Below are 23019 nucleotides of genomic sequence, written 5' to 3' on the forward strand. Positions count from 1 at the left end.
TGGTACGCGACTAAAAAAGGACGTATACTGACGATTATACGCCATTGTACATGGCTTGATTACCAAGAGGTTTTAAAAAATGAGCGACAAGAAAAAGAACGAGCCCAAAGGCCTCAAGAAGGGCGCGAAGAAGATCGCCGTCTATGATGCGCTCAAAGAGGGCGCGGCGAAGGGCCTGACCGGTGACGCCCTGTACGCCCATGTGCAAGCCGCCTGCCCTGAGGCTGGCAACAAGGTCATCGTCAAGGCGGCCTTCCTGACGCTAAGCGACCCGGCCATTACCGATAGGGCCGCTCTGGACACCCTCTATGATCTGGCGATCAAACATCGTCTGGTGGAAGAGCCCGCACCAGAAATACCCGACTCTGAAAAGCCAGAGCCGGAAGTTACCCCCTCTAAGGCTGCCAAGACTAAGGCTACCAAGGTTAAGCCTACCAAGATTGCCAAGGTTAAGCCTGCCAAGGCTGAGGTTGCAGTGAAGAAGCCGGGTAAAAAAGCCGCGAAGTAGGCCGCCCGTGTCAGGACGGCAAAAAGCCAGATTCAGGCCGTCGGGACCTAGGGTGCCGTCGGCCATGGTCGTGGGAGCGTAGGTCGTGACTATCCCCGTCTCGCCCCTTTTGCCTCTGACTATCTCCTCTGCGACGTCATGATGAGAATAACGTCCACTAAGGTCTCGATTATCTTTGCCCACATGCTGAACACTCCTTTGGCCCCATTATTCTCGCCTTGCCGGGTTTGCTCAAACGCGTTAATGGTTCCGTTCGCATGACTTGAGGTTATGGATGAAACGCGGGCGACTGCCTTTGACGGCCTTACGGAGCTTTGAAGCCGCAGGCCGCCTACACAGCTTTACGGCCGCGGCTGACGAACTCTGCGTGTCCCAGGCGGCCATCAGTCGCCAGATCCGCGACCTCGAATCTGAATTGGGCCACGCCCTGTTTGAGCGCCGCCACAGAGCGGTTATTTTAACGGACCAGGGCGTTAAGCTCCTGTCCGTTTTGACCCAGTCTTTCGACAATATCGATGCGACCCTCCGGACGTTGCGCAGCGACCGGGCGTCACCGCTTGTGCGCATATCCGTGGAACCCTCGTTTGCGGCATGCTGGCTTATCCCGCATTTGCCAGAATTTCAGCGCGATCACCCTGACATTGATCTGGTCGTCGATTCAGACCCGCGGCTGGTCCAGTTTCGCGCCCAGGACGCTGACATCGCCATTCGCTACAGTCGCGCGCGGCACGCCTGGCCCCGCACAGAAAGCCGGCGGCTCGCTAACGTCGATATGATCCCGGTGATGACGCCCGCCTTGCACGACCGCGATGGCCACACTTCCAATCCGGCCGACCTGCTCCGCTACGTTTTGCTCCATGAGGAAAACAGAGATGGCTGGGCGCAATGGTTCAGTTCGGCGGGCATGGAGTTGCCCGCAACCACCCGTGGCCCCGTATTGCCCGACGGCGGCCTTGTGCTTCAGGCGGCCCTGCGGGGCCAAGGCATCGCGCTTATCGACCGCATACTCGTCGCCGATGAAATCGCGGCAGGACGCCTGATTCAGGTGTCCGACCTATCCCTGCCCTACGGGGCTTACTTTATTGTGGCGCGCAATTTCAATCGCCTGAGCGAACCCGCAAAACAGCTAACCCAATGGCTAACTGATCGCGTCATTCGCACGAAAATATAAGCTCTGCCGCTCGCCGCACTGAATGTCTGGTGTGTGTATAACAACAAAGGGATGCGCTTTATTGATTTACGCGTCATGTGATAGACCTCAGACGCTAGATTTTAACACCACTGCGATTTGGGAAAGGGCCCGCGCCTGTGCCGCTACATGTCAGGTCACAACCGGCGGGGCTACGCATCGCCCGCCTGGTGGGCCGGTCCGTCCTTAACATCACCGCTATCCTCCTCGCCCTCTATTTCGGCCTGGCCATCTTCTACTGGCTCAGCTGGCCTGTGTGGCTGCGTCAGGTGGGTGCGGTGCTTTTTCCCGCCATCATAGGCCTGCTGTGGTTCGTCCCTATCCACAGGTTCTGGCCTACCCAAAGAGTCTGGCCTATCCAAAGGGTCTGGCCTATCCAAGGGGTCTGGCCCAAATTCGGCCCCCTTCGCCAGCCCGCTGACCGCCGTTTGGCGCAACGTTGCGTGGCGGCGCTTCTTCTGGCTGTCATCGCCACTGCCTACATGACAAAAACACCCGTCGAACAGGACTGGGTGCCGCTGATGGGCCGCCACGCCACGGCCAACATAGACGGTGATATCGTCACCCTATCCAACTACCGCGACGCCTTGCACCGCACAGGTCAGCCGTCGATACCGGCGTGGACGACGGCGCGCTTCGACCTATCGCAACTGGATGGGGCCGATCTCGTCATCCAGCCCTTCGGCACATCGAAGGCAACCGCGCATATCCTTCTATCGTTCCATTTCGCCGACGGCCGCCACATCGTCGTGTCGATGAAATCGCGCCAGGCGCAGGGCAAATCCTTTGATGCCGTCGCGGGCTTCTTCCGCCACGACCAGCTTTACCCCGAACTGGCGACGGAACGCGACCTGTTCTGGGAACGCCTGTCGCGTACGCCGCCGGACAATCTCCAGATCTACCCGATCCGCCAGAGCCCGGAGACATTACGCGCCTATTTCCGCCGCATCTTAGCCTTCACCAACGACATCAGCACCCAGCCGAAATTCTATTCCACCCTGGACGAAAGCTGCATGACCGCTTTCATCAATTTGGCGCCGGAAAGCTTCGCCTCGGTGCCGGTCTATGATGTGCGCCGCTGGATACCCGGCTATTCGCTCAGCCTGTTTCAACAACTGGGCCTGGTGGACAATAGCCGGTCTGCCGCCGAACTCGAACGCCTGCACACACTACGGACCGGCCTGCGCCCGCCGTCCGACTTTCCATCGGACGCGGCCTGGAGCGCCTACATCCGCTCCGAACAATAAGCACCCTATTGCGCCGTCTTTGAAATAAGCCCCAGCAGTTCATCCAAATCGATCGGTTTGACCAGATGATAATCGAAGCCCTGCTCGGTAGTTTTCTGCCGCAATTCGCGGTCGCCCCATCCCGTTTGGGCAATGACAAGCGTATGGCGGTGGGCCGGATTGGCACGCAGATGCCGACACGCCTCGATACCGTCCATGATCGGCATACCCAAATCCATAAGCACGATATCGGGATCGAAATCATCGGCCAGCTTAACCGCCGCCTTTCCGTCGTGACAGGTGCGCACGTCATAGCCGTACATCTCCATGGCCCAACTCAGGGTCAGCGCCGATGGCTCGTTGTCGTCGACGACAAGAACGCGAAGTGGACCGTCATGAGAAACTGGAGCGTGAGAGGTCATGTTCATTCTGCACCTGTATCGGCGGCATTTTCATTGCCGTCCAGATAGCCCTGCCTCCGCTTCCCCAGCGCGGAAAAGATCGTAGCCGAAGACAGTTAATAGGCCGCTAACCATAAGCGGGCCGGCATATAAAATCAGGTAGCGGACGAGCGTTCAAGGACGGTAGCTTCACCTTGGCGTCGGTCCAGCTTACGCGCCTTCATCCGCTTGACCAGGGACATAACGGCAACCGCCGCCAGACCAACGGTGGCGACCGCGCTAAGACCGGGTGCCACGCGACGAACGGCAGGATGTTTCAAGACCGCTGCGGCCGCAACGATACGGGGCGACGGCAGGGTACCTGTCAAAACATGCGCGGCCGGCAAGATGTTCAGCACCCGCGACGCGCGCGATACAATTGACTTGGCCATACGGAGATCCTTTATAGATGTGTGTCGTCTTACAATACGGCGTTCGCCATAAGGAACGGATGCGGGACCGGCCGAACCGCATCAAGATCAGGTAGCGTTCCGCTTGCTCTCGCTGTCTGGTAGCGATATCAGTTACCCAACGACACGCTCAGGCAGGACGACAGCCTGGGCCAACTCGCCACCCTGACGCCTGTGAAATAAGCGAGGCCATAGCCAACCAGGTCATAGACTCATAATGGCGCGCCACTCGAATTCGGATAGATCATATAGACCGATTTCGAGCTTTAACCGGAGTAGCAGCGATCCGAGACGGCTACTTTCCGGACAAAGCGCACTGACCGTCCTTAACCTGGAAATGGAAGCGCTGCGCCATTCCCGGTGTCATGTAGCCGATTGGGCAATGTACGGGCGATCGGTTTAGGAAGCTCACCGTAATAGCCCCTTCACCTTCGCATCGATTTGGAAAAGTGCCGGGAAACTTTTCCTCCACCCGCTTAAGCTGGCTCTTTTGGCCGCACAACACAAGCTCCGCCGATACGGCTCCGACGGCATCAACGTCAAAAAGTGTTTGTCGTTCGATCACACCCTGCGACCAGCAACGGAATTAAAAGGAAGCCTGCTCTCATCTGGCCTTAATAGCATAAATACGCGCACCAGTATCTGCCATAACCATGTGAAGGCCGCGGCCCTTGCGCCATGGTGATCCGCCTCTGGTCCAGTCGCGACCATTTTCGATAGAACCAACTTAAAACCAATTAACAACATTCTGTTTTTACAGAGAAAATATGTCTATCTTTTTACCTGTAAAGGTATTTTTATGGCTAAATTGCGACATAAATACAATAATTATGTAAAATTGCGACCAGGGGTGACGGAATTCATCCGCATTGAGATGGACATATGACAACTTTGCGCATGTATTGGTATGCACCAATTTATGCGTTGGTTACGTTGGGGGCCGTTTTCGGGCTGAACGTATTGCCATAACCGTCGCGTCTCATAGGCGCCAACAGGAAGGACCAAGATGATCATCCGTCAATTTGGACATACGCGAAAATCACTGATGACAGGCGCCTGCCTGACCGCGGTGGCCGCACTGGCCATCGGTTTCACACCGGCCCGGGCGCAAGACGCCGCCGCCAATGCTGCTCCGGCGGATTCCACCGAAGTCGTCGTCACCGGCGTGCGCAAATCGCTGAAATCCGCCCAGCAGATCAAGCGCAACGCCGACACGGTCGTCGATTCGATCACCTCCGAAGACATCGGCTCTTTCCCGGACAAGTCGGTCGCCGAAGCCCTGCAACGCGTCGCCGGTATCACCGTCGTGCGCTTCAACGGCACGGACGACACCTCGCACTTCTCCGCCGAACCCTCCGGCGTCCTGGTGCGCGGCCTGATGCAAGTCCGCTCCGAATTCAACGGCCGCGACACCTTCTCGGCCAATTCCTCGCGCGGTCTGTCGTGGGGCGACGTCTCACCGGAACTGATGGCTGGCGTCGATACGTACAAGAATCAGACTGCCGACCTGATCGAAGGCGGCATCGCCGGCTCGATCAACCTGCGCACCCGTCTGCCCTTCGACAGCAAGAGCCGCCTCCTCGTCGTCAACGCCAGCACCAACTATGGCGACCTGGCCAAGAAGGAAGGCTACGACGTCTCCGCCATCTGGTCCGACCGCTGGTCCACGGATCTGGGCGAATTCGGCGTCATGGCCAACTTCGCCGTGTCGCAGGTCTATACCGGCTCGCAAGGCATCCAATACGATCGCATGGGCATATTCGACGTGCCGTCGGTCTTCGGCCCCGGCCTGAAATACATTCCGTCCGTCGTCTACAACCGCGAAAACGTCTATGACCGCAACCGCAAGGGCGTCGCTCTGGCGGCGCAATGGCGCTCCAATGACGGCTCCCTGCTGCTGACCGCGCAATATAACCGTTCCCAATACCGCAATTCGTGGCAGGAATACGCCATTTCCGGCTCGGCCTTCAGCGTCTACGGCTTGCCGACCAGCTATGTCGAAACCAATCCCGACGTGGTTAAGCCCGCCAACGGCTCCGCCCCCTTCACCTTCGATGGCAATGGCAATTTCCTGACCGGCCAGATGTCGACCCTGATCGGCTACCTGGCCGATGACGACGCCGCATCGGCCACCAATGTCGCCTCGATCGCACCGGGCGTTCCCTTGCTGGCCACCTGTCACTCCTGGTCGGGCTGCGCCACCGGTGCCGATGCCCGCCGCGGCGCCCAGATCCAGTCCGCCTCCAACTACCTGAAAAACAACGAATATACCGAAGACGTGTCGGTGAACCTGAAATGGGACATTTCCGACACCATGCGCGCCAGCTTCGACGTTCAGCACGTGAAGTCCGAGGTGGCAAACTTCAACGCCAACGTCAACATGAACACCTACGGCAACATGTATCTGGACACGACCGGCAAATATCCGGTCATGACCCTGACCGATACCAACGTGCCCTATGTCAACCTGGCGACGGGCGGTTTCACTAACGCGCATAACTACAACTACTATTCCGCCTCCGATCACGCCGAAGAATCGTCGGGCACCGAAACCGCCGCCCGCGCCGATTTCGAATGGGCGCTGAACGGCACGTGGCTCGACACCCTGAAGGTTGGCGCACGCTATGCCGACCGCGACCAAACCGTCCGCTGGGGCGCCTATAACTGGGCCAACATCACCTCGACCTGGGGCGCTCAGTCTGCGGTCTACAATGCCGACCTGCCCATCTACGGCACGAACGCCTACCAGACCCACACCTTCAACAGCGATTTCTTCCGTGGCAATGTGATGGACAACCAGTCCTTCGTCTTTTTCAACATGGATCACCTGAAATCGTCGGCGGCCCTGGGCGACAATCTCGGCAACAACGGCACGACCCGCAGCTTCAGCGGTTTCTACCCGGTCTGTTCGAATGCCGGCTACCGTGCGGGCGAAATCTCGAGCGGTGACTTTGGCTGCTACACCGCGCCGGAAATCCACCCGACCTCGGAAAAGACCAAGGCCGCCTACGCCATGCTGAAATTCGGCGGGCATGACGCCACCCTGTTCGGCTTCGGCGTATCGGGTAATATCGGCGTACGCTACGTCGAAACCCGCAACGAATCCGTTGGGGGCATCCTGCTGCCGCAACCGTTCAGCGCCACCTATACCGCGGCGGAGTTGCAATGTACCCGAACCGTCAATACCTCCGACCCGCAGCATCCCTACAATAGCTGGACGCCCGGCTGCGTGATCTCGGCAAGCGATCTCGCCTTCAACAACAATGCCTATATCGAAAGCACCGCCAAGGCGACGCACCACAATGTCCTGCCCAGCTTCAACATCAAGTTCGACCTGAACGACGAATGGGTGCTGCGCTTCGCCGCCTCCAAGGCCATGTCGCGTCCGGACCTGGGCTACATGAAAAACTACGCCTCCATTGCCCGTCAGGGATCTCCCGTCGCCACCAACGCGACTGATCCGCGCATCGTCTATGACAGCAACGGCCTGGCCGTCGGTTATAACTTCAGCTACCAAAGCAATGCCGCCAATCCGTACCTGAAACCGATGACGGCCGATCAGTTCGACCTCTCCATCGAACACTATTTTGCCAGCGTCGGTTCCTTCACCTTCACCGGCTTCAGCAAAAAGTTCTACGACTATATCCAGTACGGCAGCTACGACTTGACCCTGACCAACAATGGCGTCACCAAGACGGTAAAGGTCAACGGCCCGGTCAATGGCGACGGCGCGGCCATCAAGGGCTTCGAAGTGGCCTATCAACGCTTCTTCGACTTCCTGCCGGGACCGTTCAACGGTCTGGGTATCCAGGCGAACTACACCCACGTCGTCAATAACGGGATCACCAATACCAACCTGATTTCGGAATCGGCGGACGGCGGCACCAATACGGGCGGCGGCGGCCTCAGCCAGGCGTCAGATTCGATCAATCCCCACGCCCTGGAAGGCATTTCCAAGGATTCGTACAACCTGATCTTCATGTACGAAAAGCCGAAGTTCTCGGCGCGCCTGGCCTATAACTGGCGCTCGCGCTTCCTGGTCACCTCGGTCGACTGCTGTATCGGCTTCCCGATCTGGCAGGACGCCGCCGGCTATCTCGACGGCTCGCTGAAATACCGCATCAATGACCGCGTCGAACTCAGCCTCGAAGGGTCAAACCTGCTCGATACGGACACCGTCCTGAAACAGCAGGTCGATCAGAACGGCACCCTGGCCCCCAACGCCTGGTTCAAGAACGACCGTCGCATCCAGGCGGGCGTACAGATGAAGTTCTAATGTGCTGAAGATCTAATGCGCATTTCCAAACGTGAAATCCACGGTTCGGATAAAAAGCGCATAAAGACAAAGGACGAATGCGCCGATCTGACCCCGTCAGATCGGCGTTTCTATTCGAACCCTACCCGCCCGTAACAGCAAAGGGAAAAATGTGAACCCGGCTCAGCCGATTTTTAACCACCTCCCGCACGATTAATTGTAAGGGTCCCCTTGCAAATTAATACTCAATGACCGTGGAAGTGATATGCCAAAAGATCTCCGTCGCCTCAGGCCTGTGTTTTCGCGCTGGATGAGCTTGCGACACTGGCGGTCGCAGGTCGTATTCTGGATTGGCGGCCTGCTTGTCGGTGTGGTCGCGGTTCTGGTCGCCAAGGCCGCAGACGGCGCGCAGGCCCTCTTTCACCTGGGCGTTGCGAAGGTGGGATGGTTGCCCCTGGTGATCACCCCGGCCGGCTTCGCGCTCAGCGCCTTTGCCGCCCGCCGCTGGTTCCCCGGCTCTCAGGGCAGCGGCATCCCGCAAGTCATCGCCGCCACAGAAATCGTCCGGCATAACCCCAAAGGCCTCGACCGCCTGGTGTCATTACGTGTCGTACTCGGAAAGACGGCGCTCCTGTTCCTGGGCTTACTGACGGGCGCCTCGATCGGCCGTGAAGGCCCGACGGTGCAGATCGGCGCGGCGCTCATGCGCATGACCGGCCGCATCGGCGGCATTGTCAGCAACGAATCGGCGCTCCTCTTGGCCGGTGGTGCCGCCGGCGTCGCCGCCGCCTTCAATACCCCTCTGGCGGGCATTGTCTTTGCCATAGAGGAACTGGGCAAGTCCTTCGAGCAGAAGACATCCGGCACCGTGATTTTTACCGTGATGCTGGCTGGCATTGCCTCGCTCGGCATGGTCGGAGACTACGTATATTTCGGCCATTCGGATGCCACGCTTCAACCGCTCCCCGACACCCTGGCCGTTCTCGTCTGCGGTCTGGGCGGCGGGGCGTTGGGGGGCCTGTTCGCCCGCATCCTGGTGTTTTGTAATAAAGGCCTGGGCCGGGTCATGAATGGCTTTTTCGAGCGCCGCCGGATATTGTTCGCCGCCTTGTGCGGCCTGTCGGTGGCCCTAATCGGCCTGGTGAGCGGCACCGATATATTCGGCACCGGCTATTCCGAGGCGCACGCCCTGCTCGTCGGGACCGGCACCGCTTCTCCCCTGTTTGGCGTTCTCAAATGGCTGTCCACTCTGCTGTCGAGCGCCAGCGGCATCCCCGGCGGCCTGTTCGCGCCGTCCCTGGCGACGGGGGCCGGACTCGGCGCCGACATGCACTGGCTGATCCCCGTCGCCCCGTTGGGTACAATGGTGCTGCTCGGGATGGTCGCCTATTTTTCAGGGGTCGTTCAATCGCCGCTGACCTCCTTCGTCATCGTCATGGAAATGACCAACAGCCACAACATGGTCATCCCGCTCATCGCGGCTAGTGTCCTGGCCTACAGCGTCTCCCGGCTGATCTGTCCCCGGCCGCTGTATCACAGCCTGTCGCAAACCTTTATCAACCAGGAACGCCGAACGCGCCGAAGCGAGGCCGTAGCTGCCCGTACCTGACCCGCCTGGACGCCGCCTTTCACAGCGATGTCTGCGACCATGTGGCCGCCACCCCCGCGCCGATACCGATCGCGCCCATGATGAACGCGAAGCTGATAAACGACCACGCTTTCAGCCAGACCAGATAGAGGGGGCTGTGGCCGGGCGCCTGACGAAAGGCCTGCACAAAGGCACGGATTTCCTTGCCCGACACATAGCTTCTCGCCACGAAGACAACGCGCTTTGGGACGCCGATTTGCGCACAATGTCGGCTCAGAGACCCGTCCATAAGGTAGGCGATCAGCAAAAATGGAAAATAGGTCCCGATCAGGAAAAGGAGAAGCCCTCTTAAATTGGCAATCGAAGACATGGATATATCCAGGCGGCAGGCCCAGTGAAGGGCAATAATACAAGGGCGCCCATGTATTTCGCCATTATTCCAGCCAAGTCAAGCCAGCGTAGCCATTTGTTTGAGCGGCAAACCGCCGAAATACCTAAGTCACGCCGCCGTCAGGCCAGGGGTGGCCCAGACGCGTCCGGAAACGACTCTTCCATCAGCATACCGGCGGGTTGGTCATCGAGTCCGGCCGCATGGATCAGATTATCGAGTCCCATGACGAGGCTATCGAGCGACTGGCTGTCCAGTGAGCGAAGCGCCTTGGTAAGGATTTCCTGTATGGTTGCAACCGGTCGGGTCGCCGCCGCCCTGCCCGCCTCCGTGACATGCAACTCCCGCCTGCGTCCATCCGTGGCCGAAGTCTTGCGGACAAGAAATGCCTTGGCCTCCAGCCGGCCAACCACCTCGGACACCGTACTTTGATGCGTGAGACTTTGTGCGGCAAGATCGTTGATCGACACGCCGTCGTTTTCGCTCACATAGCGCAGGATAAAGAGCTGAGCGGTTGTGAGACCTGAAGCGCGCTCGCATTGTGCGGACGACAGACGCGCGGCCTGGACAATACGTCTGATGGCGTCCAGCGCTCTTTGGGGTCTGTCATCCATGTCACGACTCGCTGTCAGAAGATCGGCTGGACCTGAAAATCCGTAACGGGGGCACGACGCCCTCAGGTCGCAAAGCCATAAACATCCTAAGCCATAGAGTCTCTACGCCATCAGATCAATGACCGTATGCATCAGTTCATGCGGTTGAAACGGCTTGCGGATTTCGGCATCGGCCCCGGCGCGCACAGCGGCCGATGTCGCCCGTTCCGACGTCACCCGCTCACCCAGCCCTGCCGACATGGCCAGCACCCGCACCTTGGGCCAGGCGCCCTTGATGATCTTGATACCTTCCAATCCCCCCATGCCGGGCATGAAGATATCCGACACCACCAGATCGAGATGCGCGATGTCGGGATTGGCCAGGGCCTCCTCCATCGACTTCGCCGTGCTGACGCGATAGCCGTTGTCGGCCAATATTTGAGAGGTCAGGTGCGATACAACCGGGCTGTCATCGACCACCAGGGCATGATTGCGTTTGCGCCCCTCGGTCGCATTATCGTAGGCCGCCTGGACAATGGCGCGCAACTGCTTGGGCGTGAACGGCTTACGCAGGACGTAATCGACATTGGCGCGGCGCGCGGCGCGCAACGTCTCATCTATCGCTTCGTCGCGGCTGCCGGCCGTCATCACCGCGATCGTGGCGTCCAGCGCCAGATCGCGGATCGCCTGAAGGTGCCCAAGCGTGTTTTCCTCGCCCAGGAAGATATCGACGAAGATCAGCGACGGGCGCTGGCGCACCAGCACACTCAACGCCTCTTCAAGCGTCTTGGCCGTCACATAGGTCCAATCCTCGCTCTGGACCATCTTGCCGATGATCTGTGACTGAGTGTGACTGTCTTCAATAATTAGCGCCAGGCCGTCCGCCATAAGATACTCCCCGTACAACTCTATTCCATAGGTACGGCAGCCAGCCTAACGCATCGGGGTTAACATAGAATATCGCCGTTATACAAAAACGCACTGCCGCCTGAGAACGGATCCCCACCCCGTCTCAGGTCTTCAGTCCCGTGGCCTAATGTCTCGGGCTATTTCGACGTCCGCATGCTCATGCCGATCATCATTTCCTGGCGCGACAACATACCGTCCGAATTGGCATCGGCCGTCATAAACATGGCCTTTGACGCGGCCTCTGCCTCAACCGTGCTGACCAGGCCATCCTTATTGGTATCGGCCTGCGCCATCTTGCGAGACACCATTATCTTGATCCGGGCCGGATCAACCGTCATGCCGGTGGCCGCGTGGTCGGCGGTCGCGGCAACGGTCATTTCGTCTGCGGATAATTGTCCATCCGCATTGGTGTCGGCGGCGACGAACATGGACTTGGTAGCGGCGGCGCGCTCATCCATGCTGACCATACCGTCACCATTTGTGTCCATCATCTTCATATTCGCCTCGACCATCGCCCCGCCGCCCGTCATCGGCATACCTGTCATGGGTGTCGCCATCTTGGGCATGTCAAGCTTGGGTGCGCCAACCATAGGCGCGCCAGCCACGGGAGCGCCAGCCATATGCGCATCAGATTGCGCCGCACTTCCGGTCGTCTGGGCAAAGGCGGGCGCGGCGGCGCAAACGCCGAGCACGCATAGGGTTACGAGCGTCGTTTTCATGACATATCCTGTTGTTGGGTAATGCGGTCCGGCGAAAAAGGCCCGGCGCCCCCAAACCATAGACCGGCGAACATCAGCATTCGATACGGAGTGCATCCACACCCCTGACATGCCCGCTCCCTTGACAGCCCCGTCACCGGCATTACACTGCGCGCCATGGATATTCGCGCACGTCTGACACTCGTGAATTGGCTTAAGGGAAATCCCGTCACGGGATCATAGCCCGAAGTCCGGCCGCGCGCCTTCCGGATTTCGGGATGGCGCGATACGCTGACACCGTTCCGGTCCCCGGAAGCCCGGCCATCGCCAATCCGGCGCACATCACCCCAAACATCCTTTCGCCGCCGGGCGCGTTTTGCGCCCGCTCCGGCCCGTGCGCGAGTCCCTGCCATGTTCCCGATCCAGACCCAGAAAACAAAAACGACCCAATCTAAACCGACCCGCCCGCCCGATATCGTCATCGGCGACAGCGATTTCGCCACCCTGACCGCCCTTGCCGAAAGCGCCGGCGGACCGCTGGCCGACGCCGCCGATCAGTTGCTCACCGAACTGGACCGCGCCCTCCGCGTGCCTGACCATGCCCTGCCCGAAGATCGCGTGCGCCTGTACGATTGGATAGCGTTCCAGACCGGCGACGGCGCAGCGCGGCGCGTGCAACTGGTCCGCCCGGAAGACGCCGATATTGCCGAGGGCCGTGTCTCGGTCCTTACCCCGGTCGGTGCAGCCCTGATTGGCCTGGCGCCCGGAAAGCCAATCGCTTTCGCCACGCCGGGCGGAGGCCTACAAACCCTGACCGTCCTCACGACAGCGCGGGGGGAATGATATGCACACGCCCGCCCCGCTCCTGCTTACGCCGCGCGATCACCACGCGCTCGAACACCTGGTCCGCACCGGCACGGAGCAGGATGACGCCTTGGCCCGCGCCCTGGCGCGCAAGCTGTCCCAGGTCCGCATCGTCAGCCCCGACACCATGCCCGCCGACATCGTGACGCTCGATACCCGTCTGGCGTTTGAAATCGACGGCCTGCATGTCCACGAACGGACCCTGGTCCTGCCTCAGGACTATGTGCCCGACGGGCGCTGCATCTCGGTTGCCGCCCTGCGCGGCCTGGCCTTGCTCGGCCTGAAGGCCGGCCAGAGCGTGGCCGTCAGCCATGGTGGGCGCATCGAACGATTGCGGCTGATGGATGTCCTCTACCAACCCGAAGCCGAACGGCATGTCCCGCAAACCGCTTGCGACCGCGCTGCAAACGATGGTTAGGCAATGACGGATAGGCGATGGCCTACTTCATAATCCCCTGCAAACCGCTCCACCCGACATAGAACGCCACCAGCGAAATCAACGCGCCCGACAGGTACGGCGCAGCATTGGCCAGGCGTCCAAACCCCTTGAACCGCTTTGAGATGTGACGCACGCTCAAGGCCGCCAACACACCCGACGCCACCATGGTCAGGGCCAGGCCGATGCTGAAACACAGGACCAAGGTCGCTCCCAGCGCGATCCGCTTCAGTTGCAGACACAGCAAAAGCACCGTGATCGACGCAGGACACGGGATCAGCCCGCCGGTCAGTCCGAAGACGATGATCTGGGGCGTCGTCACGGTCTGACCGGCGAAACGGCGCGTAATGTCCGCGGCATGGGCCTGCTCGTGGGCGTCCGCATAGGCGGGATCGTGGTCATGCTCATGGTGATCATGATCATGATGGTGGTCGTGGTGGTGATCGTGCCCGTGATCATGATCATGATCGTGGTCATGATGATCGTGAGGGTGATGCCCATGATCATGACCCTGATCGCCGCCTCGCCGATAGGACCAGGTGCGCCAGATCATCCACAACGCGACCCCCAGCATCACCACAGCCGACGCCACCTGAAAATAGGGCTCGGCCACATTGGCGTCCCACCTCTGACCCAGCCACAGCCCGCCCAGCGCGATCAACCACACGATCAGCGTATGCGACACCGTCGCCGACAGCCCCAGCAACACCGCCTGCCCCACTGTACCGCGCACGGCGACAATAAAGGCCGCCATCATCGTCTTGGAATGGCCGGGCTCAAGCCCGTGCAACGCCCCCAAAAGGATGGCGGACGGAATGAACAGCCACGCGTTGGCCGCCCCTTGCTGAAGCAGGTGCGCGAAATCGGTCATGGTCTATTTCTTGACATAGGTATGGATGATTTCGACCAGGGCTTCCTGGGCGTCGGCATCGAGTGCGCCGGGGAATTTTTGGGCGTCGACCAGATGGTAGCGAATATGGTGCTCGACCACCTCGCCCATCAATCCGGACACGGACCCGCGCACCCCGGCGATCAGGTGCATGATCTTTTCGCTCTCGGCCTCGGCCTCAAAGGCGCGCTCTATGGCCTCGACCTGGCCCCGGATGCGACGCACCCGCGCCAGCATCTTTTCTTTTTCGCGATCGGCATGTGACATGCGACTCATATAGGATACCCCCCTATCTTATGTCAACGATCGACTTGCACCCGGAAAATGAATCGACTAATCATGATATATGGATAAAAAAGACGCTCTCGCCGCCTTCGATGCCCTCAGCCAGGAAACCCGGCTCGACGCCCTGCGCCTGCTGATTCAGGCGGGCCCGGACGGTGTTGCCGCGGGCGACGTATCCGACCGGCTCGGCGTCAAACAGAACACCATGTCGGCCAATCTGAAAATCCTGACCCAGGCGGGCCTGATCGACAGCCGCCGCGATGGCCGCACCATCCGCTACGTTGCCCGCTTCGACGCCATCCAGGCCGTGATCCTGTTCCTGATGGACGATTGCTGCGGCGGCCGTCCCGATCTGTGTCAGCCGGTATTCGACCGCCTTAACCGAGCGTGCTGCTGATGACCGCGCCCACACACCACCTTCGCCGCCCCCTCACCCGCCGTCTGGCCGTCGAACTGACCGGAACGGCCCTGCTGCTGGCCACGGTGGTGGGCTCCGGCATCATGGCTGAGCACCTGGCGGGCGGCAATGTCGCCATCGCGCTGCTGGGCAATACCCTGGCCACAGGCGCCATGCTGGTCGTGCTGATCACCGCCTTCGGCCCGATGTCCGGCGCCCATTTCAATCCGGTGGTGTCGCTGGTCTTCGCCCTCAAAGGGGAAATTACGCCTCTGACCGCCATGGCCTATACGGTGGCTCAGATCATAGGTGCGGTGCTGGGTGTTTGGCTGGCCCACGCCATGTTCGGCCTCGATATCGCGCAAACCTCGCATAAGGTCCGCACCGGCCCGGCCCAGTGGCTGTCGGAAGGCGTCGCCACCTTCGGCCTGATCCTGACCATACTGGCCGTCCGTCAGGCGCGCGCCGACGCGGTGGCCGTGATGGTCGGGCTGTACATCACCGCCGCCTACTGGTTCACCGCCTCGACCTCTTTCGCCAATCCCGCCGTCACCCTGGCGCGCAGCCTGAGCGACACCTTCGCCGGTATCCGCCCCCAGGACGCGCCGCTCTTCATCCTGGCCCAGATCGCCGGCGCCCTCGCGGCCCTGGCCGTCTGCCACTGGCTGCTGCAACCGCCTGCCCCGGAAAGCATATCTTCATGACCGTCACCATCTATCATAATCCCGATTGCGGCACGTCGCGCAACGTCCTGGCCGTCATCGAAGCCGCCGGTTACACACCGACCGTCATCGAATACCTGCAAACCGGTTGGCAACGTGAACCCCTGCTGGCCCTGTTGGCGGCGGCCGGCCTGACCCCGCGTGAGGCTTTGCGCGAAACCAAGTCCCCGGCGCGTGAGCTGGGCCTGCTCGAACCGGGCGTGAGCGACGACACCCTGATCGACGCCATGTTGCAACACCCCGTGCTGGTCAATCGCCCCATCGTCGTCACCGAAAAAGGCACGCGCCTGTGCCGCCCCTCCGAAACCGTGCTCGACCTGCTCGACCGCTGGCCCGCCGGCCCCTTCGCCAAGGAAGACGGCAGCCTGATGATCGACGCCACCGGCCACCGCGTCGGCTGAAGCTACCGCCGCCTCTGTAAAAACACCTCGCCATTACAATAATACCGCGCTCATGTGACCCGATTACACATAAGTATTACTTAAACCGCGCCTTATTTACCATATTTACCCCGCATTTCGCGCCTATTGTAGTATTTATAAAGAATACATATGCCGTAACAATTGCATATGGTGAGGCAACTTACCGCATACGGAAACATTTTGACCTCGATTCATACTCTGTAAAGGGCATTTACATATAGTCTTTTTTAGATACTAAAGTAATATTACCCTGCGCTACACACGCGTGTAGAGGTTGTGGAGGGGCGTTCACAATGACATTTTCCTTAAGAAACATGCTGCTGGCCGTTGTCGGTGTTCTCACCCTGCTGCTGTGCGCCGAAGGTTGGCTGGCCGCCGCCAAGGTCGGGGATATCAACAACAATGTGCTCCAGATGTCGGACAACTGGTTGCCGTCCGTACGGCTGACCAACGCCATGAATACCGACGCGGCGGACATGCGCGTCACCGAAGGTGCGCACATCATGTCCACCCAGGAAAAGGACATGACGGCCGCCGAAGGCGACTTCGCCGCCGCGATGAAGGATTTGAAGACCCATCAGGCCGCCTATGAGCCCTTGATCTCGTCGGACGAAGAACGCCGCACCTACGAACATTTCAAAGGCGAACTGGCCCAATATATGGACCAACACCAAAAGCTGTTCATCCTGTCGCGCGGCAACCAAAACGAAGAGGCCGCCAACCTGTTCCGCGGCCCGCTGAAGCAAACCTTCGAAGGCATGTCGGCCGATCTGGAAAAGCTGGTCGCCATCAATCAGGACGGCGCCAACGCCGAACGCACCCGCGCCGCTCACGAATACAGCCAGACCCGCATCACCATTCTGGGCCTCGTTGCCCTGGCCCTTGCCATGGCGGGGGTCGGCGCCTGGGTCGTGATGAGCAAGGTGATCAAGCCGCTGAACGGTGTCACCCGCGCCATGGAATCGGTCTCCGTCGGCCGCCTGGACACCGACGTGCCGTATGAAGCGGCGAAAAACGAAGTCGGCGTCCTGGCTCGCACCCTGGCCATCTTCCGTAATGGCTTGCGCGACGCCGAGACCCTGCGCGTTCAGACCGCTGCCCAGAAGGAACAGGCTGAAGCCGACCGCCGCGCCGCCATGCTGCGCCTGGCCGATGAATTCGAAAAATCCGTCGGCACCATTGTGAACCTGGTCTCCAGCGCCGCTACGGAAATGCAGGCCTCCGCCACGCAACTGTCCGCCACCGCCCAGGAAACCTCCGCCCAGTCGGTCGCCGTCTCGGCCGCCGCCGAAGAAGCCGGCGCCAATGTCACCTCGGTCGCCTCCGCCGCCGAAGAGCTGGGGGCCTCGGTCAGCGAAATCAGTCGCCAGGTCGATACCTCCGCCAGCGTCTCTGCGTCCGCCGCGCACGATGCCGATGCCGCCGTCCAGATCGTCGGCGAACTGAACGACGTCGCCGCCTCCATCGGCGACGTGGTCGATATGATCGCCGGATTGGCCAGCCAGACAAACCTGCTGGCGCTCAACGCCACCATCGAATCCGCCCGGGCAGGCGAAGCGGGGCGCGGCTTCGCCGTCGTCGCCAGCGAGGTCAAGCAATTGGCCGCCCAGACCGCCCGCGCCACCACCGACATATCGGCCAAGATCGCCCAGATCCAGGAAGCGACCGGAAAGGCCGCCGGCGCCATCCAGAACATCACCGGCACCATACAGCATATCAACACCAACAATGCGACGATTGCCAGTTCGGTTGAGCAGCAGTCCGAAGCGACGCGCGAGATCATCCAGGCCGTCACCCAGGCGTCCATGGGCACCCAGGAAGTGACCTCCAACATCGTCGTGGTGGCTCAGGCGGCCGAACAAACCGGCGAAGCGGCCGCCCAGGTGCTCAGCGCCTCCGGCGAACTGGCCGAGCACGCTCAACATCTTCACCAGGAAATGGACCGGTTCCTGGCCACAGTCCGCGCGGCTTAATCCCCCCACCCCTCAAAGCCGCGCCGGCGGGCGCGCACCCCTCCATGCGCGCCCGCCCCTCTCTTCTTTCCAGCCTTCTGATTTCCCAGCTTCTGGCCCCCGCGCACCCTTGTGAGCGGGCGCGAACAGCCCCATATCGCGGTTTTACAAAACTTGCGTCATCTTGCCGCCGCGCTGTTTCGCGCCGACTTTTCTCATAGGGGCTACCTCATGCTGAAACACACCCTCGCCGCCTGCTCATTCTTGGTTCTGGCGCACGCCACCGCTGCCCTGGCCGCCGATCCCGCCGCACCGGAACCCGCCGCAAAAGCGTTCAAGATCGGCACGCTCGATGCCGTCTCCCTGCACGACGCGCAATTCACCCCGCCCAATGACGGCAAGGTGTTCGGCGCCGATGTCGGGGCCGAAGCCGTCGCCAAGGTGCTTAAGGCCGCCGGCGCGCCGACCGACAAAATCACGCTCAGCGTCGATGCCCTGCTGGTCAAAACCGGCGCCCAGGTCGTCCTGATCGACACCGGCGTCGGCGGCGCCTTGCAAGGCAGCCTGCTCAAGGGCGGCTTTACCCCCGACGCCGTCACCGACATCCTGATCACCCACGCCCACCCGGACCATATCGGCGGGCTCCTGACGTCTGATGGCAAGCTGGCCTTCCCCAACGCCATGATCCGCCTGTCGAGCGCCGAATGGGCCTGGCTGCAAGCCAAGCCGGACCAGACCAAGCTGGTCGCCGCCATCTCCAGCCACGTCAAGACCTTCGAACCGGGCGACATCGTTGCCCCCGGCATTACCGCCATAGCGATCAAGGGCCACACCCCCGGCCACGTCGGCTATGAAATCGTGTCGGGTAAGGACCGCCTGCTCGATATCGGCGACACGGCCCATAGCGCGATCATCTCCCTGGCCGAGCCGCAATGGCTGCAAGGCTACGATACCGACGAAACGGTCGGCCGCGACACCCGCGAAGCCATGCTGGCCAAATGGGCGGCCAGCCAGGAACGCCTGTTCTCGCCGCACTTCCCCTATCCCGGCGTCGGCACGGTGGTGAAATCCGGCGATCACTACGCCTGGAAGCCGTCCCTCTCCGCGAAGTAAAACAAAAAAGCCAGCCCCACCTCCACTTGTACCTCCCCACCTATGGTGGGGAGGGGGACCGCGCCCGTAGGGCGGGGTGGTGGGGTATCTTTCTCATACCAATGAGCGCGGTGTAGAACCGCTTCATTGGTATTTGCTTTTTCGGCTCAAACGCCGCATGGCTCGCCGCATAAGCGGCGGCGGGCAGTCACCCTTGCCAAACGTCATGAGTCGAAGGCATGACGTTTGGTATTACCGCCCCCACGGAAAACCGTCGCGATGACCGCTACCGACCGCATAGTCCTTTCAAGCGATCACTCGGCTATTGCGCTGAGACAGTCGATTGCCAGCCACGTCAAAGCACACGGCTGGGAGGTCGTCGATATCGGCCCGACCTCGCCCGACAGCACCGACTACCCCGAACACGGCATCGCCGCCGCCCAGCGTGTGGCGTCCGGCGAATTCCGGTTTGGGATTATCCTGTGCGGCACCGGGCAAGGCATCATGATGGCAGCCAATAAGGTCAAAGGCATCCGCTGCGGCGTGTGCGCCGACACCTTCTCCGCCCGCATGATCCGCCAGCATAACGATGCCAACATGCTGTCAATCGGCGCCCGCGTAGCTGGCGAAGCCCTGGCCCTCGATATCGTCGATGCCTTCCTGAACGCCGATTTCGAAGGCGGCCGTCACGCCCGACGCGTGGACATGATCAAAGCCGCCGAGCTTTAGCAACGGGCATAGTTACGCCCTCGCTTCTGGGATCAAATCGTCATTAATGTGCCCACGGACGATCTTTGAGTACAGACTGTTTTAACCCGCCTGACCGCGATAATGATTGGCGTGCCCTCGCCATACGTTTCAGTTTAAAGTTAGGATCAACGTCGCGCATTGAAACGCCGGACGGATGAGGTAGATTGCGCGCACACTTGTGGAGCGGGAAAAGATGGTTGTCGGTACAATGCGTGCCTCAGAAGACGCTACCCAAAAACCTGTCGGCCAAGGTCCCGCACAACTGCCACGAGGTCCGCTCTATCGTTTTGATCGCTTTGCTTTGGATCCACACAATCGACAACTTAAGCGGGACGACCAAGCCATTGAGTTAAATCCGCGATATCTGGATGCGCTCGTCCTCCTGGTAGAACAGCCCAATGCGCTTATTTCCAAAGAACGTTTTCTAGCCGAGGCATGGCGCGGCGTACCCGTCACGGATGAAGCTTTGACGCAATGCATTAAAACCCTTCGCCGGCACCTGGGTGATGAGGCGGCGAACCCACGTTTCATTGAAACTGTATTTAAGCACGGATATCGATTTATTGCACCGGTTGAAGTCTTCACCGTTTCCCCCGCGCGCCCGCCCGCTAGTCTGGAGCATGAGCCCCGGTTCGCCAATACTGTGGCATCGTTGCCGGACAGGTTTGCATTGTTTCGACTGGGAATTGCGGGCACAATGGGCGGCAGCCTGGCAGGCCTGATCGGAGGCCTCATCTATGGATTTGCGGCGGCATCACAAGACGTCGCGCCCCAGACCGGCGGCCTTTCGGTAATGCTGGTTGTCCTGTGCCTTACCTTTGCGCTGGCGACTATCGGCGGATCCGGCGTCAGTTGGGGCATTGCCGCGATTAACGCCTTCGTCGACGAGAGATCATTATGGAATGTCATCGGTGGCGCGGTTGGCGGATTTATCATCGGCGCTATGGTGAAGCTGATTGGGCTGGACGCATTTAACCTGCTTTTTGGACGTTCGCCCGGTCATATCACTGGCGGCCCAGAGGGTGCGTGTCTCGGCGCCGCCGTTGGGCTGGGCGTCTGGGTAAACTCCCAACTCAAAGCGCGCGCCTTGGGTGCAATGGCAAAACGTCGGCTCGCCGTTGTGGCGTTGGTCGGCATGACTATCGGCGCACTTATTCCCCTTGCCGGCGGGATATTATTGAGCGGCAGCCTGGTTTCTCTCGACCAGCATTTCCCAAATTCCCGTTTACGTCTCGATACTCTCTGGCTTTTTCTCGGCGAAAACCATTTCGGTCCGCTAACGCAGTCCGTCACTGGCGCTTTGGAGGGCGGATTGTTTGCCACCTGCGTCGTAGGCGCCATGTCTCTTTGCCGGCGCTACTGGCGTTAGCCGTTCGCCTGCGACCTGGACGTCCGGTCTAATAGCGTAGTCACATGACTCAGTTTGCGCCGCGCTGGCCGCGACAACGCCTCCTCGCTGGCCTCCAGGCTTGCTCCCCAAAACGCTTTCACGCTTGGCCCAGTCTTCAGACGTTTGTCCCTGAATAGAAACCCGAAAACCTCATGGAACCACACACGCCGTCCCATCTGGTAATACCAGCGTTGAGCATGGCGGACTCTCGCGTCCGGCAAGGTCAAAAGGCGCAGCAAGGCTCTGGGCCGCATCTGCATGATGATTTCTATCGCCTTCACCCAAAGGAAAACTCGCCACGGCGGCACATGACGTGTCGCTAGCACTTGATGCTTATAGTCCCACTTAGATTGGTCTGTTTGGATCACCTCGCGGTCCTGCGCCAATGAAAAGAACGGTGTCCAACGGTGCGGCGTGACATAGAGACTTTGAATTTGGTCTGGGTCATAAGCCAAAAGCTGCCGCAACTGCCGCCAGTAATGACTGTCCTTTTCCTCCTCAAACCCGACGACCCAGGTCGCCATGGAAAGGATGCCGTGCTGGCGCAAAAGCCGGATAGCTTCGCGGTCGGTTGTGGTCGAGCCGCCTTTTCGTATCTTTTGCAAAACAGTTTCGTCTGTGTTTTCCATGCCCATTAAAAAGCGTTCGACACCGGCTTTCTTGTAGAGGTGTAAAAAATCGCGGTCGCGAACAATATCATCGGCCCGCGTCGAACCAACCAGAGTGACGCACACCTGTTCAGCAATAAGCGCCTCAAGGAACCGTTTCCACATCTTCGGCGACGAGGTTGGGTTTTCATCGGCGAAGTTGAAGACTTGGATATCGTGCTCCCGATGCAGGCGGGCGATTTCCGCAGCGAACCGCTCTGGATTGCGGTGGCGCCACTGCGTCCAGAAACCGCGTTGACCACAATAGTTGCACGGATGCGGACATCCTCTGGAAAACTGAACAACAACAGCCCTTTTCTTCCCCCAGTAGGAATAGTTGGCGAAGTTGATGAGCTCCCAACCAATGCGCCAGGCGTCTAAATCAGCCAGCATGTCGCGCGCTTGGGTTTTTACGGGCATACCCTTTTCGCGGTATGCGATACCTCTGACCGCGGAGAGCGGATCGCTTGCCGACAGAGCCCGCACCAGTTCGCGGCAAGTTTCCTCCCCTTCACCACAGACAATATAATCGAATTCGGGCCCGTCATTTAGAATGTCTTCCCAGTGATAGGTAGGAAATACTCCGCCATAAATGATGCGAAGCGCCGGCAGCAACGCTTTGGCCTTTAAGGCAATTTCCCTCGCATTCGGATGAGCGGAGGTTGACCCCGAGTGGCCCAATAGCAAGAGTTCGGGCGCGTGCTCAGCTATACGCAAGGCAATCTGATCCAACGACATCGGACCGAACTCGCCGTCTATGAGAGCAACATCATGTCCGTCGTCGATCAAAGGGCCGCCAATGGACAGCAGGCCGAGGGGCGGTAGATGATCATCAGGAATTCGGCTTCCAATTGCCGGATGCGGCGGATTGACAATCAAAATACGCACAGGACGCACCTGCCCTTTAGGCGCCGCGTCATATTCAGCCCTAAGAACGGCAGCGCCTCCCATGCGCCCGCCACTGATTTG

Annotated in this window: 23 protein-coding genes; 14 read left to right on the plus strand and 9 right to left on the minus strand. The window is 60.0% G+C overall.

The genetic code is table 11. From position 1 onward, the window contains the following. Nucleotides 1–79 precede the first annotated feature (79 nt). From RCJ00_RS03620 to RCJ00_RS03630, 3 genes are all read left to right on the plus strand, one after another. Nucleotides 80–508 (plus strand): hypothetical protein, encoded by a 429-nt coding sequence (locus RCJ00_RS03620; protein WP_316220325.1) that lies wholly within the window; start codon nucleotides 80–82, stop codon nucleotides 506–508. Nucleotides 509–782: 274 nt separating this feature from the next. Beyond that, the gene (locus tag RCJ00_RS03625; protein WP_316220327.1) at nucleotides 783–1679 is read left to right on the plus strand and encodes a LysR substrate-binding domain-containing protein; all 897 of its coding nucleotides are present in this window, start codon (nucleotides 783–785) and stop codon (nucleotides 1677–1679) included. Nucleotides 1680–1816: 137 nt separating this feature from the next. Continuing rightward, a complete protein-coding gene (locus RCJ00_RS03630) occupies nucleotides 1817–2944 on the plus strand; it encodes a lipoprotein N-acyltransferase Lnb domain-containing protein (protein WP_316220328.1) in 1128 nt (375 codons plus the stop codon). 5 nt (nucleotides 2945–2949) lie between these two features. Here the strand turns inward: RCJ00_RS03630 and RCJ00_RS03635 are convergent, their stop codons facing one another. Together RCJ00_RS03635 and RCJ00_RS03640 are read right to left on the minus strand one after the other, a co-directional pair. Further along, entirely contained in the window at nucleotides 2950–3345 is a 396-nt protein-coding gene (locus tag RCJ00_RS03635) for a response regulator (RefSeq protein ID WP_316220329.1), read from the minus strand. A gap of 134 nt (nucleotides 3346–3479) precedes the next feature. Further along, on the minus strand, nucleotides 3480–3755 hold the full coding sequence (locus RCJ00_RS03640; RefSeq protein ID WP_316220330.1) for a hypothetical protein: 276 nt from the start codon (nucleotides 3753–3755) through the stop codon (nucleotides 3480–3482). Between the two features lie 1024 nt (nucleotides 3756–4779). Here RCJ00_RS03640 and RCJ00_RS03645 point away from each other — a divergent pair. After that, nucleotides 4780–8049, plus strand: a complete 3270-nt coding sequence (locus RCJ00_RS03645) for a TonB-dependent receptor (protein WP_316220331.1) — start codon at nucleotides 4780–4782, stop codon at nucleotides 8047–8049. Nucleotides 8050–8293: 244 nt separating this feature from the next. Beyond that, complete coding sequence (locus tag RCJ00_RS03650; protein ID WP_316220332.1) at nucleotides 8294–9637, plus strand: chloride channel protein; 1344 nt, start codon at nucleotides 8294–8296, stop codon at nucleotides 9635–9637. A gap of 19 nt (nucleotides 9638–9656) precedes the next feature. On the opposite strand, the gene RCJ00_RS03655 is transcribed toward RCJ00_RS03650, so the two are convergent. From RCJ00_RS03655 to RCJ00_RS03670, 4 genes are all read right to left on the minus strand, one after another. After that, the gene (locus RCJ00_RS03655; RefSeq protein WP_316220333.1) at nucleotides 9657–9986 is read right to left on the minus strand and encodes a hypothetical protein; all 330 of its coding nucleotides are present in this window, start codon (nucleotides 9984–9986) and stop codon (nucleotides 9657–9659) included. 140 nt (nucleotides 9987–10126) lie between these two features. Continuing rightward, on the minus strand, nucleotides 10127–10618 hold the full coding sequence (locus tag RCJ00_RS03660; RefSeq protein ID WP_316220334.1) for a MarR family winged helix-turn-helix transcriptional regulator: 492 nt from the start codon (nucleotides 10616–10618) through the stop codon (nucleotides 10127–10129). A 102-nt stretch (nucleotides 10619–10720) separates the two neighbouring features. Continuing rightward, nucleotides 10721–11485 carry a response regulator gene (locus tag RCJ00_RS03665; protein WP_316220335.1) on the minus strand — a complete coding sequence of 255 codons (765 nt, stop codon included), beginning with the start codon at nucleotides 11483–11485 and terminating at the stop codon, nucleotides 10721–10723. A gap of 158 nt (nucleotides 11486–11643) precedes the next feature. After that, nucleotides 11644–12225: an EF-hand domain-containing protein gene (locus tag RCJ00_RS03670; protein WP_316220336.1), complete on the minus strand. Its 582-nt coding sequence runs from the start codon at nucleotides 12223–12225 to the stop codon at nucleotides 11644–11646. Nucleotides 12226–12615: 390 nt separating this feature from the next. On the opposite strand from RCJ00_RS03670, the gene RCJ00_RS03675 reads away from it, so the two are divergent. After that, a complete protein-coding gene (locus RCJ00_RS03675; protein WP_316220337.1) occupies nucleotides 12616–13047 on the plus strand; it encodes a GreA/GreB family elongation factor in 432 nt (143 codons plus the stop codon). Nucleotide 13048: 1 nt separating this feature from the next. Continuing rightward, nucleotides 13049–13486, plus strand: a complete 438-nt coding sequence (locus RCJ00_RS03680) for a GreA/GreB family elongation factor (RefSeq protein ID WP_316220338.1) — start codon at nucleotides 13049–13051, stop codon at nucleotides 13484–13486. A gap of 22 nt (nucleotides 13487–13508) precedes the next feature. Here the strand turns inward: RCJ00_RS03680 and RCJ00_RS03685 are convergent, their stop codons facing one another. Together RCJ00_RS03685 and RCJ00_RS03690 are read right to left on the minus strand one after the other, a co-directional pair. Beyond that, a complete protein-coding gene (locus RCJ00_RS03685) occupies nucleotides 13509–14375 on the minus strand; it encodes a nickel/cobalt efflux transporter (RefSeq protein ID WP_316220339.1) in 867 nt (288 codons plus the stop codon). A 3-nt stretch (nucleotides 14376–14378) separates the two neighbouring features. Continuing rightward, a complete protein-coding gene (locus RCJ00_RS03690; RefSeq protein WP_316220340.1) occupies nucleotides 14379–14669 on the minus strand; it encodes a metal/formaldehyde-sensitive transcriptional repressor in 291 nt (96 codons plus the stop codon). Between the two features lie 70 nt (nucleotides 14670–14739). On the opposite strand from RCJ00_RS03690, the gene RCJ00_RS03695 reads away from it, so the two are divergent. The 7 genes from RCJ00_RS03695 (at nucleotide 14740) to RCJ00_RS03725 (ending at nucleotide 21382) form a co-directional block, all read left to right on the plus strand. Further along, nucleotides 14740–15075 carry an ArsR/SmtB family transcription factor gene (locus RCJ00_RS03695; protein ID WP_316220341.1) on the plus strand — a complete coding sequence of 112 codons (336 nt, stop codon included), beginning with the start codon at nucleotides 14740–14742 and terminating at the stop codon, nucleotides 15073–15075. Beyond that, nucleotides 15075–15779, plus strand: a complete 705-nt coding sequence (locus RCJ00_RS03700) for an aquaporin (RefSeq protein WP_316220342.1) — start codon at nucleotides 15075–15077, stop codon at nucleotides 15777–15779. The genes RCJ00_RS03695 and RCJ00_RS03700 overlap by 1 nt, the downstream gene beginning before the upstream one ends. Beyond that, nucleotides 15776–16198 carry an arsenate reductase (glutaredoxin) gene (arsC, locus tag RCJ00_RS03705; protein ID WP_316220343.1) on the plus strand — a complete coding sequence of 141 codons (423 nt, stop codon included), beginning with the start codon at nucleotides 15776–15778 and terminating at the stop codon, nucleotides 16196–16198. Before RCJ00_RS03700 ends, arsC begins: the two co-directional genes overlap by 4 nt. A 314-nt stretch (nucleotides 16199–16512) precedes the next feature. After that, nucleotides 16513–18192, plus strand: coding sequence for a methyl-accepting chemotaxis protein (locus RCJ00_RS03710; protein ID WP_316220345.1), 1680 nt, complete (start codon nucleotides 16513–16515; stop codon nucleotides 18190–18192). Nucleotides 18193–18402: 210 nt separating this feature from the next. Beyond that, a complete protein-coding gene (locus RCJ00_RS03715; RefSeq protein ID WP_316220346.1) occupies nucleotides 18403–19284 on the plus strand; it encodes an MBL fold metallo-hydrolase in 882 nt (293 codons plus the stop codon). 258 nt (nucleotides 19285–19542) lie between these two features. Then, complete coding sequence (gene rpiB / locus RCJ00_RS03720; protein WP_316220348.1) at nucleotides 19543–19992, plus strand: ribose 5-phosphate isomerase B; 450 nt, start codon at nucleotides 19543–19545, stop codon at nucleotides 19990–19992. A gap of 214 nt (nucleotides 19993–20206) precedes the next feature. Further along, nucleotides 20207–21382 (plus strand): winged helix-turn-helix domain-containing protein, encoded by a 1176-nt coding sequence (locus RCJ00_RS03725; protein ID WP_316220349.1) that lies wholly within the window; start codon nucleotides 20207–20209, stop codon nucleotides 21380–21382. Here the strand turns inward: RCJ00_RS03725 and bchE are convergent. Continuing rightward, entirely contained in the window at nucleotides 21379–23001 is a 1623-nt protein-coding gene (gene bchE / locus RCJ00_RS03730; RefSeq protein ID WP_316220351.1) for a magnesium-protoporphyrin IX monomethyl ester anaerobic oxidative cyclase, read from the minus strand. The genes RCJ00_RS03725 and bchE overlap by 4 nt on opposite strands. Nucleotides 23002–23019: the final 18 nt, after the last annotated feature.

This window comes from Asticcacaulis aquihabitans (genome assembly GCF_032490435.1).
Lineage (GTDB): Bacteria > Pseudomonadota > Alphaproteobacteria > Caulobacterales > Caulobacteraceae > Asticcacaulis.

Bases quoted from the DNA above. Each gene is read 5' to 3' on its own strand.
- RCJ00_RS03660 (WP_316220334.1), bottom strand. From the start codon at position 10,618: ATGGATGACAGACCCCAAAGAGCGCTGGACGCCATCAGACGTATTGTC.
- RCJ00_RS03655 (WP_316220333.1), bottom strand. From the start codon at position 9,986: ATGTCTTCGATTGCCAATTTAAGAGGGCTTCTCCTTTTCCTGATCGGG.
- RCJ00_RS03640 (WP_316220330.1), bottom strand. From the start codon at position 3,755: ATGGCCAAGTCAATTGTATCGCGCGCGTCGCGGGTGCTGAACATCTTG.
- RCJ00_RS03680 (WP_316220338.1), top strand. From the start codon at position 13,049: ATGCACACGCCCGCCCCGCTCCTGCTTACGCCGCGCGATCACCACGCG.
- RCJ00_RS03620 (WP_316220325.1), top strand. From the start codon at position 80: ATGAGCGACAAGAAAAAGAACGAGCCCAAAGGCCTCAAGAAGGGCGCG.
- bchE (WP_316220351.1), bottom strand. From the start codon at position 23,001: ATGGGAGGCGCTGCCGTTCTTAGGGCTGAATATGACGCGGCGCCTAAA.
- RCJ00_RS03625 (WP_316220327.1), top strand. From the start codon at position 783: ATGAAACGCGGGCGACTGCCTTTGACGGCCTTACGGAGCTTTGAAGCC.
- RCJ00_RS03635 (WP_316220329.1), bottom strand. From the start codon at position 3,345: ATGACCTCTCACGCTCCAGTTTCTCATGACGGTCCACTTCGCGTTCTT.
- RCJ00_RS03650 (WP_316220332.1), top strand. From the start codon at position 8,294: ATGCCAAAAGATCTCCGTCGCCTCAGGCCTGTGTTTTCGCGCTGGATG.
- RCJ00_RS03690 (WP_316220340.1), bottom strand. From the start codon at position 14,669: ATGAGTCGCATGTCACATGCCGATCGCGAAAAAGAAAAGATGCTGGCG.
- RCJ00_RS03710 (WP_316220345.1), top strand. From the start codon at position 16,513: ATGACATTTTCCTTAAGAAACATGCTGCTGGCCGTTGTCGGTGTTCTC.
- RCJ00_RS03725 (WP_316220349.1), top strand. From the start codon at position 20,207: ATGGTTGTCGGTACAATGCGTGCCTCAGAAGACGCTACCCAAAAACCT.
- RCJ00_RS03695 (WP_316220341.1), top strand. From the start codon at position 14,740: ATGGATAAAAAAGACGCTCTCGCCGCCTTCGATGCCCTCAGCCAGGAA.
- RCJ00_RS03685 (WP_316220339.1), bottom strand. From the start codon at position 14,375: ATGACCGATTTCGCGCACCTGCTTCAGCAAGGGGCGGCCAACGCGTGG.
- rpiB (WP_316220348.1), top strand. From the start codon at position 19,543: ATGACCGCTACCGACCGCATAGTCCTTTCAAGCGATCACTCGGCTATT.
- RCJ00_RS03715 (WP_316220346.1), top strand. From the start codon at position 18,403: ATGCTGAAACACACCCTCGCCGCCTGCTCATTCTTGGTTCTGGCGCAC.
- RCJ00_RS03670 (WP_316220336.1), bottom strand. From the start codon at position 12,225: ATGAAAACGACGCTCGTAACCCTATGCGTGCTCGGCGTTTGCGCCGCC.
- RCJ00_RS03665 (WP_316220335.1), bottom strand. From the start codon at position 11,485: ATGGCGGACGGCCTGGCGCTAATTATTGAAGACAGTCACACTCAGTCA.
- RCJ00_RS03645 (WP_316220331.1), top strand. From the start codon at position 4,780: ATGATCATCCGTCAATTTGGACATACGCGAAAATCACTGATGACAGGC.
- RCJ00_RS03700 (WP_316220342.1), top strand. From the start codon at position 15,075: ATGACCGCGCCCACACACCACCTTCGCCGCCCCCTCACCCGCCGTCTG.
- arsC (WP_316220343.1), top strand. From the start codon at position 15,776: ATGACCGTCACCATCTATCATAATCCCGATTGCGGCACGTCGCGCAAC.
- RCJ00_RS03675 (WP_316220337.1), top strand. From the start codon at position 12,616: ATGTTCCCGATCCAGACCCAGAAAACAAAAACGACCCAATCTAAACCG.